The following is an 18,873-nucleotide window of genomic DNA, read 5'->3' as shown; positions in this document are numbered from 1 at the left end:
TTTTATGTCACTTGCACGATTAACGCGTTGTATTCCGGTCCCCATTATCCTGTCAGTAAGCTGTCAACTTGCGTACGCAAATAATTATTATGACCCGGCGTTATTACACTCTTTCGATGACGCTCCTGATATAACAAGCACTGAAGAAATACAGTCCACAATGTTAAAAGAAGGTGTCAGCCATTTACATGTTTTTATCAATGGTGATAAAAGCTACAGACTGATGCCGATATTATTAAAGAAAGATAAAAACTCGGCACTCCAGCCCTGCTTGACTAAAAGTGACTATGTTGCTTTGGGAGTGGATATTTCTGCATTGCGTTACAGGTTCTCCGGGAGTAAAGCTGATGAATGTGTCTTTATTCAACAAGCTGCGCCGGAATCGACATCACGTCTGAATCCGAATCAGATGGCTCTTGATATCACATTCCCGCAGGCTTTTATGTTAAGAAAAAATGAAGATGACATATTGCCCTCAGAGTGGGATGAAGGGATTCCGGCATTGTTGGTTGAATATCAATACTCTGGTTCCAAAACAGATGCATCGTCATCCGGGAATGACGCGCAGGAAAACTATTTGAACCTTGTCTCAGGCATTAATCTGGGAGCCTGGAGGCTGCGAAGCTTATCTTCCTGGCAAAAAAGCAGTGGCGATGAGCAACATTTTGACAATATTGGCACCTATATTGAACGAACGGTACCGGCATTAAAAAGTGAGTTTTCCGCCGGGGATACTTATACAACGGCGGATACATTTGACAGCATCAAAATAAAAGGGATTCAGTTAGTTACGGATACCGGCATGATCCCCGAAAGTCAGAATGGTTTTGCGCCCGTTATCCACGGCATTGCTAAAAGCAATGCCACCGTGACAGTGAAAGAACAGGGTAATACGCTTACACAGATCAATGTCACTCCCGGCCCCTTTACTATTGATAATTTGTCTCCCGTCTCCTCCGGCGGGGAACTGGATATCACCATAAAAGAAAGTAACGGTCAGGAGACTCACCTGCAGCAAACCTACTCCGCGATGCAGAATTTACAACGAGAAGGCGCTTTAAAATATGCATTTGCCGTGGGTCACTATCACGATAAACAGTCCACCGGTACGCCGGAGAAAGAAGATACAGAACGGCGCTATCCAGATAATTCCACTCCCTTCGAGGGGCATAGCGAAAGTCAGCAAAGTAATATCGCACAATACAACCTTTCATATGGTTTACCCTGGGGATTAACTCTACTGAATGGCCTGCAAATGAGTGATAGTCATTTTTTTGCTGAGAATATGGGTATTGGCGCCGATCTCGGGATACTGGGGGCTGTTTCAACAGATGTCACTTTATCCCGGGCGAAGAAAGTAAATAATGATAGTACGTATTCCGGAAAAAATATCCGTATCAGTTATTCCCGCCATATTGACTCCACTGAAACAGATATCCAAACCAGTACAAGGTATGCTTCCAAAGAGTATGCCACGCTTGAAGACGCGATGACCCTTGACAATAATAATAAACAGAAGAAATATGAATATACCCTTTCTGTGAATCAGGCTTTGATTGATTCGTGGAGTCTGTATTTATCTCTTAACAAAAATATTTACTACGATGGCAGTGAGTCAGACAATTATCAGGCGGGTTTAAACTTCCCGGTGAGCAAAGCTCAGGTTTCTTTATCGTTCAGCGCGAATAAAAATGAAGACTCTGACTCAGATTTTGAAAATGATAAACAAGTGGCTCTCTCGGTATCAATACCTTTATCGGTATTTTCGTCTCACACGCAGACAATAACCAACATGGCAACCAGCGATTTACATGGAAATACCTCTTTCCAGACAGGGTTGTCGGGCGAAGCACTTGAATACGATCAGTTAGCTTATTCTTTCCAGACGGGGGAAAGTTTTAATCATAGTCAGGCTGAAAATAGCCAGAGTAGCGTCAATGTTGCCTGGACAGGGAATCAGGGAGAAGCTGATTTAGGTTATGCTCACGAAACAACACAGAATAAAGCATCCTGGGCAGTCAATGGTGGCTTAATTGTTCATTCCGGCGGAGTCACTTTGGGCCAGTATTCTACCGGTGCGATGGCGTTAATCAGTACGCCAGGAGTGAGTGGTGCGCAGATAGCAGGGGGAACAGGACTTCATACCGATTATTTTGGCTATGCCATCAAACCGGATATGTCTGTCTACAGCAGAGATGATGTGGCTTTCGATACCAATCAAAGTTCTGCAATTAATAATATCAGTTCAATGTCTAAATCCGTCATTCCGACAAGGGATGCTATCGTATTAGTACCCTTTGAGACACATCCAGGCGAAAATATGATGGTGACATTGCTTCACCACAGCGAGAAAATCCCCTTCGGGGCTGTCGCCCGTACTGCTGAGGATAATCAGCGCGTATTTTATGTTGGCGATGAAGGTCAGGTCTATATCAGCGGCGTCAAAGAGAAAGGCACGTTGTCTGTTACTTATGACCATGGAAAAACCTGCCTGGCAAAGTATGATATCGCTGATGCCAGTCGTTTAGGTAACTTTAATATTATTACGTTAAATTGCGACTAATTCATGAAAATAATTCTATCATTACTGATTTGTTTTTTTATCGTCCCCCGCGCGTTTTCCTGTGCGGGTAATAATGAAAACCATGTCCTTGATGTTCAGTTACACGCCACCCTGAGATTAAATAACACTCAAAAATCAGGTTCAGTGCTTTATTCTGAAACAAAAAAACTTTCAGAACTGACACATAATAATAGTGATCTTTCATGTGCCGATAGCTCAGACATATTGATGGTCTCAGGGTTGCTCACGGGTAGCGAAAGCGGAAGAGGTGTTTATCCTACGGCAATCGATGGAGTCGGGGTTCGAATTTATTATGGTGTCAATTATCATGACAGCTATCGTTCGTTAAAAAAATTACCATTTCATGACGGAATGCCTGTTTACAAGAACCAGCCTCTTAAGACAAAAGATATTACATTGAAAATTGAGCTGGTTAGAACGGCGGGAGAAATCAAAGCACACGGGGTATTGCAGTTTCAGCAACAGGCACTCTTAAGTTTTCACACAAAACAACTGAATAATATCATTAACCTGCATATCTCCACAGCGCTCCCTGCTCCTGTATGTAATGTTCAACTGCCTCAGCTAATTGTCCATCTTCCGTCTAAAAAACTGGCTTCCATTGGCGCTAAAAAATCACTTCCAAATGACCAGACATTAATTCCATTATCTCTGGAATGCAATTCAACGCCGCATTTAATATCACTTACCCTCAACGGTGATGCATTTAATTCATTAGCGGGGATTTTAAATATTGAAAAGTCAGATGATGCGGCCAGAGGAGTCGGTGTTCAATTTTGGTACAAAAAGAGAATAATACCCGTTAATATTCCTTTTATGATTATGGGCAGGGAGCTGGACAATGCGGAAACTGGAGCGTTGCTTATTCCATTACACGCCAATTATATTCAAATTGCCCCAACCACCTCAGCGGGGAAAGTGAATGTTGCTGCAACGCTACATTTTAATTACCTGTAAGCAATGTGAATAAAGCCACTTTCCTGGAAGCGGTTTTCCGTTATCTCAGCCTATGATGAAATCCGTATCAGATTTTAGCGCTGATGTTTTGATCCTGGCTCAAAATCAGTTCGTCTCTATACTAGAGACGTTCGCCTTTCCTGATGCTTCGGATAAATTCAGCCAGAATTATGTTATTTAATGATGAATGTGTCCTTTCATGATTATATTCCATTCGCCAGCGTTTTGGCTTTTCCCGCGCATTGTTCAAAACGCATCGCTGACTGGAAAGATGCGTGGGGGTTGATGGATTGTAGTCCATCCACAACAGGTAACGTCAGGTAATAAAGGATTGGCTTTGCTGCTAGTTTTTATGGGGTTTTGGTTACGGCGGGAAATGTCGGGTAACTAAGAAATGGTGTCCCCTGCAGGAATCGATATTTATAGATATCATATTGAATATGCTTAAATAAATGTTTTTTTATTTGTATTTTATACACACATCTATACCTATCAGGATTTGTTTAAGAGTGCTTTCCAACAGATGCCCAAGTTGCAGGTAGCTTGAATCCGAACAGTGCGGGAATACCAAGGCATAAACGCTCAATGTTAGGATTTAGAGCACTGCCTGGTTCAAGCAGGCAATTAAACTAGGCTACTGGGATAGGCTTTAAATCTTGGCGGGCTGGTCGCGTTAATTTCACGCCCCGCAATCATTTACATTACTTTACATAATTATTTGAATGTATTTACCTCTTTTTAATGGCTAATAGAGGACAAATATTGGCTTATATTGGCCTATATTGAATTTTATTGGCAATCCTCAGTGTTCATCAGTAACCACCAATATAGTGTTCATGCTAACTTTCTGGAAATCCCCCTATCTTTACCAAATCAACCTTCTGTGCAAATATGTATCCATCCAAACAAGACCAAGTAAACTTCTCTGGAACAAAAAGGAAAAAGCCATGAGCTTATTACCTCGGGGTAACGCATGCCCAGAAAATTTACGTCTAATACGTATCACGGACGTAATTAATTTAACTGGGTTAAGGAAATCAACTATATATCTTAAAGTTAAGAATAATGAGTTTCCTACACAGGTACATATAGGGACGAAATCAGTAGCTTGGGTTGAAAGTGAAGTGCAAGACTGGATAAAAGGAAATCTGATAAAGCGAAATAATAATTAAATTTAATACTTATAGATGGCTACTTCTTGAATAAACATTAAATAGGATTTTATCATGAATAATCTCGAGAGATCGGGAGAGGGTTTGCGCACTCTTCCACCACTACAGAACAATACGACAGATATCATTCAGCGTTATACTGTTATTCCTTTTAAGGAAACACATAGTGATGCTGCATGCGTTGCCCGTATTATTGAAATACATCTCCTTAATAAATTAAGAATTGATGGCAAAGAACTTTTTTCATTGACTGGTTTAACTGTTCCTGACTGTGAAGCCACCGCAGAAGAAATTAACACATTGCTTTCTCACTGCGCTGTGTTGTGCCGACGTGAGGAGGAAGAGTTAGCCTTCAGATTACGAGAAGTTAATGAAACAGAACATCTATTTCAACAGGCATCTACTGGCGCTAGCAGCATCGCTGATGCACGAAATGGAAGTAAAAGCCGTGCAGATCGGGCAGATAGAGAGCATCGCTATCAATCTGCATTGACTCGGAAAATGGAGCAGCAAACAAGGCTCAATCATATTAAATCGTTGCCTGGTTTATTAGCCGAAGAAGCCAATTATATCGAAGAGGGAATAAACAAGAAATTACTAAATGGGTTCTCTCGTATGGCTCGAATCCCTACAGGTTTTTTAGATGCATTCCGCCAGGCTGAAATAAAAAATGCTGCTGATTTTATTATCAATGCACTGAATGAACTAACGGAAGCTGTAAAGAAAATAATTCAACTATGCACATTTCCTTTAGATAAATATACGGCTAATAACGGTGGGGTTGCCCGAGCTTTAGCATATAGGGATTATTACTGTGCTAATAGTTACTTACTGCGCGCCATTATTAGTGACAGAGACTATGTGGAGTATGTACACGATCACAAAAGTATTTCAGAAAGAAAAAACAAAATCTTCCCTCATTGATTATTATTGGTGGTAAATATGAATGTGTTTACGAAAGCTAAACCGGAAGCGGCTAATCGCTACCACAGGAATCTTACAATTGGAGCAGATTTTAAACTTGATTCCACCCGCCTATTTGCTTTGCCTACGAGAAAAGAAAATAAGTTGCGCGTGTCTTTACTTGAATCTAGCTGGATGATGCAAAATATTACACTACGCGATATTAACGCCCCGTCAGGTAACGCCATAAATATTGGTGCTAGCGAGTTGCATACTGGCAGGGTAGAAGGTGGACGGTTCCGTAAGAAAATGGCAATCAACGGAACTGAGTTCTGGCTTTCTGAAACGGATAGCAATGCCCGAATCAGTTATGCAGAAATGACTGATATTTATAGTCTCGGTCAGAGCGGTGGTTTTGAAGATGCAATGAATGCTTTCTTTAGTCAGGCTTATGCGCTGGATATGTTACGTATTGGTTTTAATGGTGCTTCAATTGCTGATAACACTGACCCCGAAACCAATAAGAAAGGTGAGGATGTCAATATTGGTTGGCATGCGTTGGCAAAGGATTTTCAGGGAGGCAAGCAGGTCATCTCTGAGCCTGTTAGCCTGGGTGAGTCCGGTACTTGGAAAAACATTGACCAGCTTGCCAACCACCTGATCACAAATATTATCGCCGAACCGTTCAGGGAAGATTCTCGCCTGGTCGTTTTGGTCGGGGCCGAGCTAGCTGCGCAGCAACGTCTGAAGTTGTTCAATGTGGCGGATCGGCCAGCTGATATTAACGCTGCACAAATGGCTACCAGTTCAGTCGCCGGTCGTTTTGCCTTTATTCCACCATTTATGCCAGGTAAGCGTCTTGCCGTTACTACGCTTAATAACCTTCATATTTATACACAGGCTGATACGCGTTTTTATCGTGCTGAATTTGATGAGGTCAACTGCGAATACACACATTCCTATCTGCGTTACGAAGGCTATGCACTGGGCGATACGGGGCTTTATGCCGCTGTGGACGAAAGTGTAGTGACCCTAGTTGACTGATTACGCTCATATATAAACCCGCTACTGTTTCGCGGGTTTTGAGCGGCCGGGTAGAAACCAGTAACGCAAAGCGAACGTGAAGGAAAACCGTGTATGCCAGGCCTATATTTTGTGATCCGCTTTTATCTTTCAGTAATAAATATCTTGCTTCGCTCAAATGACGCGAGCTATAGTTTTAAAGCAGCCGCAAAATCGGTTGCCGGGCGTGGAAACCCGTGTAATCTGAAGGCGACACCAGACGCGCCTTGCGTCTTTTTTTGTGTCTATGTCTTTGCACATCTGTTACTTGCGCAATGGTTTCTTAGCCGTTGTAGCTCTCGCGTAATGGTGGCTCAGGCGGGGCTGACTTCGGTCAGGCCGGTATCCTTCAGAGCCGGTATTTCCACCCCCGTCTGGGCTACCACCAGTGAGCGTGGAAACTCCGGTGGTAGCGTTACCCGCTATCTGAAGGATGTCGCCATAATGACAACTATCCCTGCTTTTTCTTATCCTCAATATTCATTCCTGTTTCTTGCTATTCGCCGTGCTGATTGTCTGGCACAGCCTTGCCGTGTCCGAGTTACTGCATCCGATGAACGTTCTGCCCGCATTCTGCTGGCTTCCGAATTTGTACTTTCCTTTGCCGGGCGATTGCCTGTAAACGCGAATGGGGAGGCTAATGCATGAATACGGATCTGATGAAAAACGCTCCTATGACGCTCAGTGAAGAAGGTGAAAACACTTTGCTGCGTGTATCTCTGGCTACTACGTTCGTCTCTGAATTGCTCTCTGGCTCCAGCTATGACGGGAACAGGAGTATTTCAGGTGAAGGGGCAGCAGCACTTCTTGCCTGTCTCGCTAATCAGATGGATAACGTGATCAAACAAAGCAACAGAATGTGTGATGAGGTGCGCCATGATAAGCACTAAAACTCTTCATTCTCTGCCGTTTCGTACTGCTCTATTAAGACGCTACATCGCTGAAGCATTTCTTGAACTCATGATAAAGGTCAATGGGGAACCGGCGTATGTCGAAGACGGTGAGCGTATCCCGCTGACACCTGATCGTGTGGCCATCAATATTATCTATCACATTGAATCCCCTTTGATTGATTCATTTGGCATTGACGAGGGCAGTTACTTCGCGGCTAAAGCGCTGGAAAAAATGCTAATACCGGGATTTATGGGCGAAAGCATCCGCCTTTCTATAACCGGTGTGACTGAGATGCGCGAAGTTTATCGGGATATTATTTTTGGTGCGCCAGATGGTCAGTTGCCCGAAGGGATGGAACTCATGCAAGCAGTAGGCGGGGAGGATTTATTGTGATTTTAAAACCAGTATCGGCCATTTCTGAAGCGGCACGAGGACGCTGGCCGCAAATTCTTCCCGCGCTGGGTATCACTGTTCCGGCTGGGCGACATCATGGTGCATGCCCGGCCTGTGGCGGCAAAGATCGTTTTCGTCTTGATGATAAAGAGGGGCGAGGAACATGGTTCTGTAATCAGTGCGGCAATGGTGACGGGCTTGATTTGGTTTGTCTGGTGTCCGGCAAAAGCATTAAACAGGCTTCTTCACTAGTGGCCGGAGCGCTTTCTTTGCCCGATGTGGCGTCAGTTGCGCCCCAGCCCGCCAGGAAAGAAGCCCCTCGAGCCGATAAAGGCGCACAGCATTATACCAGGCTGCGTGAAAAATGTAGTACCGGTGAGAGTGACTATCTCAGCGGGCGCGGCTTTCATGGCCATATTCTTCCGTTGTTGAAGCAGACCTTTGACGTGGCTGGTATGGCATTCCCACAAGGATCGATACTGCTTCCGCTCACAGATGTTGCCGGGAACATCACAGGCGGCCAACTTATCAGCCCGCAAGGGGATAAAAGTCTTTTGCCTGGAAGCCAGCTGTCAGGTGCATTTATTCATATAGCGGGTAGTGAACAACAGGCTGCGGAGCAGGTTGTTATCACTGAAGGCTATGCGACTGGTCTGACAGTGGCGGGAGTGACGGAAAGTCTGGTCGTTGCCGCTGTTGCTGCCACCAATCTGGTAAAGGTGGCGCAGCAGTTGCGCCAGCGTTGGCCGGATGCGCGAATCATCATAGCAGGTGACAACGATCTGACGGACGGTAAAGAAAACACCGGCAGACTTTGGGCTGAAAAAGCGGCGAAAGCAGTAGACGGCTGGGTAACTCTGCCGCCAACAAGGCATAAAGCAGATTGGGATGATTACCGTCAGGAGCATGGCCAGGAGCGAACCCGCGAAGCTTTCACCGAAGAAATGACCCTCCACGGTAAGGGGCGTACCCGCTTACCGCAGGGTTTCCGATTGACCCAGGAATATTTGTGGTACGACAAACTGGTGAATAAATCGGATGGTGATACCGAGATCCGCAATATCAAGATTTGCAGCCCGTTACGTGTGACGGCTATCACTTGCGATGCAGATGGCAGTAATTATGGCCGCTTACTGGAATGGGAAGATACCTACGGCAACAGTCGTAAATGGGCGATGCCAATGGAAATGCTGGGCGGCAGTGGTGAAGAGTTGCGCCGGGTGTTACTGGTAAATGGTTTGTCCTATATCAATATCAATGGGCTGGCTCGTGCGCACCTGATGGAATACATCTCTTTGTGTAAGCCTGAAAGAAAAGTTACCTGTGTGAATAAAACCGGCTGGCATGGCGGGGTATACGTTTTACAGGATGAAGTGATTGGTAAGGGTGCGGAGTCGGTGATCCTGCAAACTTCCAGCGTGCAAGGTCGTGATTTTCGCGTAATGGGTACAAGTGAGGAATGGCGGCAACATGTTAGCCGTTATTGTGTCGGAAATGCCCGCGTGGCGTTTGCGGTCAGTCTGGCTTTCGCTGCGCCATTACTGCGCATCGTAGGCGTTAGTGGCGGTGGCTATCACCTTAAGGGCGAATCCACAGACGGTAAAACCACCACTATGAAAGTATCGGCTTCAGTTTGTGGCGGAACCGATTTCTGGCATACCTGGCGAGCAACTGGCAACGCGCTGGAAGGAACGGCAAGCCGCCGCAACGATGCCACGTTAATGCTGGATGAGATCCGGGAAGTGGATGGACGCGAGGCCGGGAATATCGCTTACATGCTGGCTAATGGCCAGGGCAAGGCAAGGGCGCGTACCGATGGTTCAGTGCGTGAAACAAACCGCTGGAACCTGTTATTTCTATCTACTGGTGAGCTGTCTCTGGTTGAGCATGCCGCGAATGCCGGAGAACGAACCTATGCCGGTGTGGAAGTCAGGATGATTCAGATCCCCAGTGACTCAGGCAAATACGGCGTGTTTGAAGAATTGCATGGTTTCAGCGGCGGTAAAACATTATCTGAACATCTTGAACAGGCGGTAACGCAATATCATGGTGCGCCGTTCCGTGACTGGTTGCATCACCTTACGCAGGACTTAATCGGTATCACTGGTGAAGCAAAAGTCATGCTGAAGGATTTCACCCGCCGAATGACCCCCGCAGATGCTGGAAATCAGGTAGGACGTGCAGTAACTCGCTTTGCTCTGGTTGCTATGGCGGGTGAACTGGCTACCCGCGCCGGTATCACCGGCTGGCAGCCGGGAGAAGCCTATCGGGCAGCAGAAAGCTGCCTGGCATCATGGATGGCAGATCGTGGCCATTCTGCCAATCAGGAAGACAGTGCTGCAATGGAACAGGTTCGTGATTTTATGACCCGTAACCAGTTCAGCCGCTTTGCTGACTGGCATGACGACAAGAACCGCCCTGTAGCCATGATGGGCTTTCGAAAGGTGGATAAGGGAACAAACAATACTGAGACGGTGACAACCTTCTATGTGCTGCCTTCTGGATGGAAAGAAATCTGTAAAGGTTTTGATGCCCGTAAAGTTGCCAGACTATGTGTTAGTGCGGGCTGGCTGGAACCGGGGAAGGATGGACGAACCCAAATAAGCCTCCGCCTGCCAGAAATAGGCCTCAAACGGGTCTATCAGTTCAATACCAATGTTCTGGGTGAGTCAGATGAAGATTAACTTCGCGTGAGTCTTATTTTTCTGAGGTAACACAGGTAACAGAGGTAACAATCATAAGTCATGCAGGTTGTAGCTGTTACCAGTCAGAAATATTAACTGGTAACACTGGTAACAAGAATCATGGCGTTACCAGTTGTTACCTTAGAAAAAATCGCAGTGGTAACATTTTTTCTCTTTATAAATCATTGATGTTGCCAGTGTTACCGCTGTTACCTTACCTGAATAAGAGAGATAAAGTTAAAGTAGCCGTCCGTTAAGGCTTTATTCCTGGCGGGCGGTTCTGTCCATTAAAGAGGAGCCAGCAATATGCGAGTTATGCGTATATATTGCCCGGAGTGCGACGAAGTTGCCGTTATCAAGAAAACTAATCGTAAGCATGCACATATTTCAGACGTTTACTGCGCATGCAGCAATGTGGAATGTGGGCATACATTTGTGATGAATATGACGTTTTCACACACGTTAAGCCCCAGCGCAATATCGCACGGTCATTTGATAAAAGGGTTAATAGGCAGTATCGCAGATGATAAGCGTCAGGAAATGATTGATATGCTTCGAATGGTGCAGAATGATGATAGCAAGACACTAATAAACGAAAAACCAGCAGGTCAACCCTCTCCATCCCGTTACAGGCGTGGCGGGTAAAGATGAAAGATTATTTGTAAAGCATAAAATAAATGATAATCATTAGAAGGGGTAATTATGTTTATTAATCGCCAGATAATAAAAATTGATATTTATAAAGATCGCAAAGTCATAGAACTTCATGGAGTGTTAATTGACGATGCGCTTAAAATTATTAAATTAGTTGAAGGTGTTGAAATCAGTAAATTCTATGCCTCTCCGGTTTCCGAAAAGAACAAATGCAACTCATAGATTAAATATTATAGATGGAGCCATCTTTAATATAGAAGGTGGCTTCAATATTTATCGCTTCTCCCCCTTAATGTATACATGGTTTTTTTTGCTTTCTTGTAGTATTACGCGAGTAAGGTTCAGCCATGGTTATTTAGCTGCTTCCTTATGCAATAAATTGCAATTCTCAAATTCGTAAAGATTGCCCTGCAACGTGTGCCAGGTCTGAGGTTGGCCATATTTTAAGAACTGAAGTGTGCATCTTAATTTTGAATGCCCATAGTGACGTAAAGCTAACAAATCTCTTTATAAACATACTGATATGAAATTTACTTGACTCGAGTCTTAGAGTTGCTTTTGCAAAACATTGCAATTGGTTGCACATTGCGCAAAACCAGTCGTTCCTCTGAACCCCGCGCACCCTGTGGCTGACGGGGAGATTTGCATACCTGTTCTTTTGCAAAAAAATCAGGATCTAAATAGTGCAGGCGGGTGCGGTGTAGCGCCGTTTACGTGGCGTTTGTGATTACGTCGGTGGTTTTTAGTTGTGTGGGAATCGCAGAAGTTTAATGGGGCAAGTCTCCACGAAAGGAAACGTTAAGATTGAAACGATGCTCAGAAAACTATATTGAATTAGCGTATGTTTCAAAAACCTTGTGAATTAGGCTAAAGCGTGAGGTTGTGCTGCCTATTCAGGCATGACACGACTTTCGTAAGTACAGGCTGATTGAACTGAGCACCTGAGCCTATCCATCGGAAAAGCGCTAGGACATGGTAGATATGCTCTGCAGGGCGTACCGTGACCACAAAAAGTTGCAACAAATCGATAATCCGGTAGTTAAGGTACATTTAGTTCAAAACCTGCGTGATGGTTGAAGGTACAATTTCAACTTAATTTGAATGTGCATTTTTCAGTAACTGTCTATGAAATCCTATCTTTAAGTGATTGTTCGGTAAGGGATTCCAGAGCAATCACCATCTGTATTTTTCCTTTCATCAATTAACTCGAAGCCACGTAAAGTATATTTATTTAATATTAATCAATTGGTTACATAGACTCTAAGAACAATTTCTGCTCTTTAAAAATGAAAAATACTGAAAGCAATTTCAATGTTTTCAGTTTCACACTATCCCTAGAACCACTAGTCGTGGCGGTGGTTGGCTTTAGTGTTTGTAAAAAATAAAACTGAAAAATTTTTATGATCCCAACCCCCCCAACCCCCCCAACCCCGTAACCGGGTGCACTGTAGTGCGATTTTAGTAACGCCAAAAAAATTTCTGTGTTTTCAGTTTATTGGACGCTACATTAGATGACAGCATTAGCACGCACAGCAAAGGAGATAAAAATGCTGCTTAGTTCACTCCGGGTATTTAACTATAAAAGCTGTAGAGATATTTTTGTAGAATTTAATGACGTTAAAGCCAATGTTTTAATTGGTGAAAATGATTGTGGAAAAACATCTACTCTCAGCAGTATTAGATTTTTATTAGATTCCTCTGCTTCTGTAAACTTACCAAATCAAAAGTCGGAGAAAAGTGATCTTTCCCATAGCCCATTGAATGTTTCATATATTAATGATGAACTGACTCAGTTAGAATTACCCCCTTTTCTTGAAGGGGAGGATAAGGAGTATATTGTTTTTGCGGCTAGGTTTAAGGTTGAGGGAATTGATATAGATAATGAACGAGAGTCCTCAGTTCATCTTAAATGGATTTTGGAGTCAACTGGGGTTGGGAATGATTTTTGGAAAGTTAGAGTTTTTGATGCTCAATCTGGTGATTCAGATGTTTATTACTCAGGTTTATATCTTAGCAGTGATGTGAATAATGAATTGTTTAATTTAAATCAGACCCAAACCAATGCGGCATTGCGAGAAAAAAATCCTGATGGTAATAATTTGGTTAACGATAACGGGCAAGGTCAACACTCAATATATGAAAAAATTAGGTCTATTCTTCAATCTGGTCCTACCGTGAATGCCACAGTTAAATTTAAGGATGATGCAAAGAAATCCAAATGGAAAGCAGATCTTAAATTTTTTCCAGAATATCAATATTTGAGTTGGGCTGAGTCTTTAGAGTCTATAAACAAAGTTGCGGCAACTATTTTAGATGAGGCCCTTGGCGCTGAGATAAGTCGTGCGGAAAGAGTTTCAAGGCTCCTGAAAGAAAAAGCCCAGCGGAAAATTGATTCGCAATTGAATAGTGTTGGTATTCAAAATGAAGTTCCTAGCATCACGGGTATTAGTGCAAAGGTTTCATTTGAACTTCAAAGAAAGATAACAGATCTTTTTGTGCAAAAGGTCGGGGCGCAAGATGATGTTCACATTGATAATCAAGGTGAAGGCATTAAGCGTCAAATATGGTTTGCTTTATTAAAGCTTCAAGCAAACATTGCTGAGATGAATGCCAGTAACAAAAGATACTTCTGGTGTTTTGATGAACCCGAAACACATTTGCATCCCAAAGCGCAACGAGATTTTTTCTCCGCTATACAATCATTATCTCGTCAGAACTTTCAAATATTAGTAAGTACACATAGTACAATATTTGTAGATTCGAGCAAGGTTGAGGATATTAAAACGTTCAAAATAGATAACCACTATACTAACGTTGGTACAGTCGCAAATGTTGAAGATATATATACAACGTTAGGTCTAAAAAATAGTGATTTTTTATTTTATAATAAATTCTTGATTGTGGAGGGGCATACAGAGGAAACATTAATTCCTACCCTTTATTATTTATATAAAGGTAGGACATTAAAAGAAGATAATGTACAGCTAATTAATTTAAAGGGATGCACCAATGCAGTGGTTGCTAGCGATGTATTAGAGCAATTAATTAATGGTTTCTCTAAGATGGATGATCTTGCAGTATATATATTTGATTCTGATACCAGAAAGGTTCCAAGTCCTACGGTTTTTTTAGTCGGGAAGCAAGATTTAGAAGATTGCTTACCTATTCATATTTGGCCTGAAATAGTGAGAAACGTTTTCAATGGTTTAATATCTATTACGGAACTTGAAATTCAAGGGATAATAGATGCTATCCCTAACGCTGGACCGGGTGTAGATTGCCAAGAGAGCCAAAAGTTTGCTTCACGATTAAGGGCGGCGTTAAGAACAAAGTTAGCTGCTATAGAACGAGTAGATGACATTACCTTATGGCCTAACAAGAGTCATGAATGGGGTTCTGTTATTTCCAATGAAATAAATGTAGAGCATATACCATTATGTATTACTAATGCTTTTAATGCTTTGACCTAAGAATAACAGGACAATTCATTGCCCTGTTATTCTTAATGAATACCATTCAAGCATTTTTTTTCTACCTTCTAAATATTGCGCATGATTGTAAGTACCTCTTATAGAGTTCTTATCAACATGCGCTAGTTGTATTTCAATCCATGCACTGTCAAAGCCATGCTCATGCAAAATAGTGCTCATTGTATGCCTGAACCCATGGCCTGTTAGACGCCCATGATAGCCAAGCATTTTGATCACTTTATTTATACTGGCTTCACTCATTGGTTTTCTTACGTCATTTCTGCCCGGAAAAACCAAGTTATATTTTCCAGTAATCACACTCAGTTTTTTCAGAATAGTGATTGCCTGAGTTGAAAGCGGCACCAAATGAGAACGGCGCTTTTTCATACGTTCTTTTGGAATTTCCCATAGAGAATTTTCAAGATCAAACTCAGCCCATTCCGCAGCGCGTAATTCGATAGTTCTAACGCCGGTCAACATGAGCAGTTGCGTGGCGTACTTTGTCACTAAACTACCCTGATAATTTTCCAGAGCTTGGACAAAAGCCGGTAGTTCGCTTTCTGCCAGGAACGGGAAATGATTTGTTTGAGGCTTATTAAGTGCGATAGCCAAGTCTGGGGCAAAGTTATACTTAGCGCGTCCAGTGGCTACGGCGTATCTAAACACTTCACCACAGCGACGACGAACTTTACTAGTTTGCTCAAGTGCACCACGTTTCTCTATCTTCTGAAGCACAGTCAGCAGTTCTAGCGGTTCAATTTGTTCAATGGGACGTTGGCCGATAAAAGGGAAAATATCTTTCTCTAAGCAGTTCAATACTTCTTGAGCATAACCATCTGACCAGGTCGTTGTTTTAGATAAATGCCACTCACGGGCAACTGCTTCAAAGTTATTGTCATGAGCGAAGCGTAACGCGATTTTGTCAGCTTTCCGTGCTTCGCTCGGGTTGATCCCTTTGGCCAGCATCGAACGGGCATCATCACGCTTTTTTCTGGCTTCTGCTAACGACACTTCACCATAGATGCCAAATGAGATCATCTTAGGTTTACCTGCGAAGCGATAACGGAAACGCCATCCTTTCCCACCAGTTGTATCAATGAGCAGTGATAAGCCCGCGCCATCATTAAGCGTGTAGGGTTTGTCTTGTGGTTTAGCGCGTTTGATTTGAAGGTCTGATAGCAGCATATGTATAGAAAAAAGATCGAACCAAGTTACACACAATCTTATACGCAACAGTGTATAGATTCCATTAGAATGTCTTGGACTGCTTGAGAAGGTGTGATGATGTAATACGATTGATATTATTGAATTTTTAGACGTTGTTGAACTGTTCTGGAAGGATAAATGGTGTCCCCTGCAGGAATCGAACCTGCAACTAGCCCTTAGGAGGGGCTTGTTATATCCATTTAACTAAGAGGACCTAATGCCCGTCATACTTCAAATTGTGAGTGTGTTGGCTGCATTCACAAATTCCAGTCACTTACTCAAGTAAGCTCCTGGAGATTTGTTCTTTTGCCGCCTAACCACAATTCGAACTATTTAGGGCATTGCGCGGCACAGTATACCCGCTTTTAGGTCTGAGTTAAGGGGCAGGTCTGCTGATCGCCTGAAACGTAACCATTTTTATGTGCGTCGCGCCTGCTTTTTGTCTTCGCCACCTTCTTTGCCGTCTTCCACTTCCTGTTTGCGCTTTGCTTTAGCCTTCGCCTCGGCTTTCTTCTTGTTGCTCATATCGTTACGGATTTGCGCGTGGCTAATCAGTGCGAAGATAAAAGTTCCGCCGCAAATATTCCCGGCAAGGGTTGGCAGGGCGAAAGGCCAGAAGAATTCGCTCCAGTGGATGGTGCCGTTAAAGACCAGGTACAGAATTTCCACTGAGCCAACCACGATATGGGTTAAATCCCCGAGCGCGACCAGCCAGGTCATGATGATAATCACCACGATTTTAGCTGCACCCGCTGACGGGAACATCCACACCATGGTGGCGATTATCCAGCCGGAAATAATCGCGTTGGCGAACATCTCACCCGGCGTGTTATGCATCACGTCCATACCGATAGAAACGAAAGCGTCCCGGGTTTCCTCGTCAAATATTGGCATATATTCAAACGCATAAGCAGCAAGCCCGGTGCCGATAATATTGCCGAGTAAAACCATACCCCACAGCCGCATTAATAACAGGAAGTTGCTGCCGGTCGGTTTATGCATCACGGGCAATACGGCGGTGACGGTATTTTCAGTAAACAGTTGCTGGCGCGCCATAATCACGATGATAAAGCCGAAGGTGTAGCCGAGGTTTTCGAGTAAGAAACTGCCCGGCACGCCTTCCAGATTGACGTGAAATATCCCCTTTGCCAGCAGCGATGCGCCCATAGATAACCCGGCGGCGACGGCTGACCAAAACAGCGCCATCGCATCGCGTTCCAGCTCTTTTTCACCGTCCTGGCGAATGTGTTCGTGGATAGCCATGGCCCGCGATGGCAACTGTTCCTCATCGACCTCTATCTTTTCCCCGTGATCTTTTTCGTCACTTTCGACCTCAATTTCATCGGTGGATTTATCAATTTTCTCTTCTTTAACTTCACCCATTTTTAAGGTCACTCACCAGTTAGCGATACTTCTAAGCGTAGCGGTTTTTGGCTCGTTTCCCCGAGATACAGACTAATTCGACTTAATTTTGATCTCGTGTCCGATGATTACCTCTTTTGGAGTACCGCAGCGGCGCGAGCCCAACTGGAGCAAAGCCTATGATGTGTTATGATTTTGCATCCCGAGACAAGGAGTGGCTCCTCAAAATGCTTGATGCGATTAACCTGACCTGTGTACGCGACGACCGCACGTTATTTAGCGAGCTGTCGTTCAGCGTTTTGCCGGGTGAAATGGTGCAAATCGCCGGCAAAAATGGCGCTGGGAAAACGTCGCTGCTAAGAATTTTGGCAGGGCTTGCGCAAGCAGAAGAGGGCGAAGTTAAATGGCAGGGCGAAGCGTTATCCCGCATTCGTTATCAATATCATCAGGATCTGCTGTGGCTTGGGCATCAGCCTGGAATTAAAACGGTTCTAACCGCATTCGAAAATCTGAGTTTTTATCACGCGCAAAGTGCGGAATCACTACGTTGGCAAGCGCTTACTGAAGTGGGTTTGCTGGGCTTTGAAGATGTGCCGGTCAATCAACTGTCCGCCGGGCAACAACGACGTGTGGCCCTCGCACGTTTGTGGTTAAGCCCGCATAAAATCTGGATTCTGGATGAGCCATTTACCGCCATAGATGTGACGGGCGTTGCAAAACTCACACGAAAGCTTGAACACCATGCCGAAAATGGCGGAATGGTGATCCTCACTACCCATCAGCCGCTGGCAGCCAATAATGTTCGTCAAATTCATTTGCAGGAGAAACTGGCATGATGAGCCGAATTTTTCTGCATGAGCTGCGCGTGGTGTTCCGCAAAGGGGCAGAAATCGCCAATCCTTTATGGTTTTTTCTTATCGTTATCACGCTGTTTCCACTGGGAATTGGCCCGGAGCCGCAGTTACTGGCGCGTATTGCACCGGGTGTGATTTGGGTGGCGGCGCTATTAGCGTCGTTACTGGCGATGGACAGACTGTTTCGTGATGACTTTCAGGATGGCTCCCTTGAGCAACTGATGCTGTTGCCCATTCCTTTGCCGATGGTGGTGTTAGCGAAAGTGACCGCTCACTGGGTGGTGACAGGTTTACCCCTGCTAATTCTTTCGCCGCTCGCCGCTTTGCTGTTAGGAATGGATTTTTACGGCTGGCAGGTGATGGCGCTCACGCTGCTTATTGGGACGCCGACGTTGAGTTTTCTGGGTGCTCCGGGCGTAGGGCTAACGGTGGGTTTACGGCGTAGCGGCGTGCTGCTGAGTTTACTGGTCTTGCCGTTGACTATCCCGCTGCTGATTTTTGCCACCGCTGCGATGGACGCCGCATCAATGCATCTTCCGGTGGATGGTTATATGGCGATTCTTGGCGCGTTGCTTGCGGGCAGCGCGACGCTAAGCCCGTTCGCTACGGCGGCGGCGCTACGAGTGAGTATTCAATAATTAAAAAATGTCGGATGGCGCGTTGCTTATCCGACCTACA

The 18,873-nt window shown here is 44.3% G+C and carries 17 protein-coding genes and 1 tRNA gene; 14 read left to right on the top strand and 4 right to left on the bottom strand.

The annotated features are described in order from the left end of the window. The first annotated feature begins 4 nt into the window (after positions 1 to 4). Both AC0IWZ_RS14990 and AC0IWZ_RS14985 read left to right on the top strand, forming a co-directional pair. Positions 5 to 2,563 (top strand): fimbria/pilus outer membrane usher protein, encoded by a 2,559-nt coding sequence (locus tag AC0IWZ_RS14990; RefSeq protein WP_471679004.1) that lies wholly within the window; start codon positions 5 to 7, stop codon positions 2,561 to 2,563. Between the two features lie 3 nt (positions 2,564 to 2,566). After that, a complete protein-coding gene (locus tag AC0IWZ_RS14985) occupies positions 2,567 to 3,541 on the top strand; it encodes a hypothetical protein (RefSeq protein ID WP_471679005.1) in 975 nt (324 codons plus the stop codon). A 121-nt stretch (positions 3,542 to 3,662) separates the two neighbouring features. Here AC0IWZ_RS14985 and AC0IWZ_RS14980 read toward each other — a convergent pair whose 3' ends face one another. Further along, a complete protein-coding gene (locus AC0IWZ_RS14980; RefSeq protein ID WP_471679006.1) occupies positions 3,663 to 3,842 on the bottom strand; it encodes an integrase core domain-containing protein in 180 nt (59 codons plus the stop codon). Positions 3,843 to 4,377: 535 nt separating this feature from the next. Here AC0IWZ_RS14980 and AC0IWZ_RS14975 point away from each other — a divergent pair. The 10 genes from AC0IWZ_RS14975 to AC0IWZ_RS14930 all read left to right on the top strand — a co-directional run bounded on the left by AC0IWZ_RS14975 (position 4,378) and on the right by AC0IWZ_RS14930 (position 14,773). Continuing rightward, a complete protein-coding gene (locus AC0IWZ_RS14975; RefSeq protein ID WP_471679501.1) occupies positions 4,378 to 4,713 on the top strand; it encodes an AlpA family phage regulatory protein in 336 nt (111 codons plus the stop codon). Between the two features lie 54 nt (positions 4,714 to 4,767). After that, a complete protein-coding gene (locus AC0IWZ_RS14970; RefSeq protein WP_259266656.1) occupies positions 4,768 to 5,637 on the top strand; it encodes a hypothetical protein in 870 nt (289 codons plus the stop codon). Between the two features lie 18 nt (positions 5,638 to 5,655). Continuing rightward, the gene (locus AC0IWZ_RS14965; protein ID WP_471679007.1) at positions 5,656 to 6,660 is read left to right on the top strand and encodes a P2 family phage major capsid protein; all 1,005 of its coding nucleotides are present in this window, start codon (positions 5,656 to 5,658) and stop codon (positions 6,658 to 6,660) included. A 93-nt stretch (positions 6,661 to 6,753) separates the two neighbouring features. Continuing rightward, positions 6,754 to 7,326 (top strand): host cell division inhibitor Icd-like protein, encoded by a 573-nt coding sequence (locus tag AC0IWZ_RS14960; protein WP_471679008.1) that lies wholly within the window; start codon positions 6,754 to 6,756, stop codon positions 7,324 to 7,326. Continuing rightward, positions 7,323 to 7,568 carry a hypothetical protein gene (locus tag AC0IWZ_RS14955; protein ID WP_471679009.1) on the top strand — a complete coding sequence of 82 codons (246 nt, stop codon included), beginning with the start codon at positions 7,323 to 7,325 and terminating at the stop codon, positions 7,566 to 7,568. The genes AC0IWZ_RS14960 and AC0IWZ_RS14955 overlap by 4 nt, the downstream gene beginning before the upstream one ends. Further along, on the top strand, positions 7,555 to 7,965 hold the full coding sequence (locus AC0IWZ_RS14950; RefSeq protein ID WP_471679010.1) for a hypothetical protein: 411 nt from the start codon (positions 7,555 to 7,557) through the stop codon (positions 7,963 to 7,965). The genes AC0IWZ_RS14955 and AC0IWZ_RS14950 overlap by 14 nt, the downstream gene beginning before the upstream one ends. Further along, positions 7,962 to 10,649 carry a DUF927 domain-containing protein gene (locus AC0IWZ_RS14945; protein ID WP_471679011.1) on the top strand — a complete coding sequence of 896 codons (2,688 nt, stop codon included), beginning with the start codon at positions 7,962 to 7,964 and terminating at the stop codon, positions 10,647 to 10,649. Before AC0IWZ_RS14950 ends, AC0IWZ_RS14945 begins: the two co-directional genes overlap by 4 nt. A gap of 306 nt (positions 10,650 to 10,955) precedes the next feature. After that, entirely contained in the window at positions 10,956 to 11,294 is a 339-nt protein-coding gene (locus AC0IWZ_RS14940) for an Ogr/Delta-like zinc finger protein (RefSeq protein ID WP_471679500.1), read from the top strand. Between the two features lie 57 nt (positions 11,295 to 11,351). Further along, positions 11,352 to 11,525 (top strand): hypothetical protein, encoded by a 174-nt coding sequence (locus tag AC0IWZ_RS14935; RefSeq protein WP_471679012.1) that lies wholly within the window; start codon positions 11,352 to 11,354, stop codon positions 11,523 to 11,525. A 1,289-nt stretch (positions 11,526 to 12,814) separates the two neighbouring features. Then, entirely contained in the window at positions 12,815 to 14,773 is a 1,959-nt protein-coding gene (locus AC0IWZ_RS14930; RefSeq protein ID WP_471679013.1) for an AAA family ATPase, read from the top strand. A gap of 15 nt (positions 14,774 to 14,788) precedes the next feature. Here AC0IWZ_RS14930 and AC0IWZ_RS14925 read toward each other — a convergent pair whose 3' ends face one another. The 3 genes from AC0IWZ_RS14925 to AC0IWZ_RS14915 all read right to left on the bottom strand — a co-directional run bounded on the left by AC0IWZ_RS14925 (position 14,789) and on the right by AC0IWZ_RS14915 (position 17,362). Further along, a complete protein-coding gene (locus AC0IWZ_RS14925) occupies positions 14,789 to 15,958 on the bottom strand; it encodes a tyrosine-type recombinase/integrase (RefSeq protein ID WP_471679122.1) in 1,170 nt (389 codons plus the stop codon). 160 nt (positions 15,959 to 16,118) lie between these two features. Continuing rightward, a tRNA-Arg gene (locus AC0IWZ_RS14920) sits at positions 16,119 to 16,193 on the bottom strand. Positions 16,194 to 16,396: 203 nt separating this feature from the next. Continuing rightward, positions 16,397 to 17,362 (bottom strand): formate/nitrite transporter family protein, encoded by a 966-nt coding sequence (locus AC0IWZ_RS14915; protein ID WP_471679014.1) that lies wholly within the window; start codon positions 17,360 to 17,362, stop codon positions 16,397 to 16,399. A gap of 206 nt (positions 17,363 to 17,568) precedes the next feature. Here AC0IWZ_RS14915 and ccmA point away from each other — a divergent pair, with 206 nt between their 5' ends. After that, entirely contained in the window at positions 17,569 to 18,177 is a 609-nt protein-coding gene (ccmA, locus tag AC0IWZ_RS14910) for a cytochrome c biogenesis heme-transporting ATPase CcmA (protein ID WP_034497359.1), read from the top strand. Then, a complete protein-coding gene (gene ccmB / locus AC0IWZ_RS14905) occupies positions 18,174 to 18,833 on the top strand; it encodes a heme exporter protein CcmB (RefSeq protein WP_471679015.1) in 660 nt (219 codons plus the stop codon). Before ccmA ends, ccmB begins: the two co-directional genes overlap by 4 nt. Positions 18,834 to 18,873 lie beyond the last annotated feature (40 nt).

This window comes from Buttiauxella sp. AC142 (genome assembly GCF_979253435.1).
This window is presented reverse-complemented; position numbering and strand designations above follow the sequence as displayed.

Bases quoted from the DNA above. Each gene is read 5' to 3' on its own strand.
- AC0IWZ_RS14925 (WP_471679122.1), bottom strand. From the start codon at position 15,958: ATGCTGCTATCAGACCTTCAAATCAAACGCGCTAAACCACAAGACAAA.
- AC0IWZ_RS14975 (WP_471679501.1), top strand. From the start codon at position 4,378: ATGCTAACTTTCTGGAAATCCCCCTATCTTTACCAAATCAACCTTCTG.
- AC0IWZ_RS14985 (WP_471679005.1), top strand. From the start codon at position 2,567: ATGAAAATAATTCTATCATTACTGATTTGTTTTTTTATCGTCCCCCGC.
- AC0IWZ_RS14950 (WP_471679010.1), top strand. From the start codon at position 7,555: ATGATAAGCACTAAAACTCTTCATTCTCTGCCGTTTCGTACTGCTCTA.
- AC0IWZ_RS14915 (WP_471679014.1), bottom strand. From the start codon at position 17,362: ATGGGTGAAGTTAAAGAAGAGAAAATTGATAAATCCACCGATGAAATT.
- AC0IWZ_RS14940 (WP_471679500.1), top strand. From the start codon at position 10,956: ATGCGAGTTATGCGTATATATTGCCCGGAGTGCGACGAAGTTGCCGTT.
- AC0IWZ_RS14970 (WP_259266656.1), top strand. From the start codon at position 4,768: ATGAATAATCTCGAGAGATCGGGAGAGGGTTTGCGCACTCTTCCACCA.
- AC0IWZ_RS14930 (WP_471679013.1), top strand. From the start codon at position 12,815: ATGACAGCATTAGCACGCACAGCAAAGGAGATAAAAATGCTGCTTAGT.
- AC0IWZ_RS14990 (WP_471679004.1), top strand. From the start codon at position 5: ATGTCACTTGCACGATTAACGCGTTGTATTCCGGTCCCCATTATCCTG.
- AC0IWZ_RS14980 (WP_471679006.1), bottom strand. From the start codon at position 3,842: ATGGACTACAATCCATCAACCCCCACGCATCTTTCCAGTCAGCGATGC.
- AC0IWZ_RS14960 (WP_471679008.1), top strand. From the start codon at position 6,754: ATGCCAGGCCTATATTTTGTGATCCGCTTTTATCTTTCAGTAATAAAT.
- ccmB (WP_471679015.1), top strand. From the start codon at position 18,174: ATGATGAGCCGAATTTTTCTGCATGAGCTGCGCGTGGTGTTCCGCAAA.
- AC0IWZ_RS14965 (WP_471679007.1), top strand. From the start codon at position 5,656: ATGAATGTGTTTACGAAAGCTAAACCGGAAGCGGCTAATCGCTACCAC.
- ccmA (WP_034497359.1), top strand. From the start codon at position 17,569: ATGCTTGATGCGATTAACCTGACCTGTGTACGCGACGACCGCACGTTA.
- AC0IWZ_RS14955 (WP_471679009.1), top strand. From the start codon at position 7,323: ATGAATACGGATCTGATGAAAAACGCTCCTATGACGCTCAGTGAAGAA.
- AC0IWZ_RS14935 (WP_471679012.1), top strand. From the start codon at position 11,352: ATGTTTATTAATCGCCAGATAATAAAAATTGATATTTATAAAGATCGC.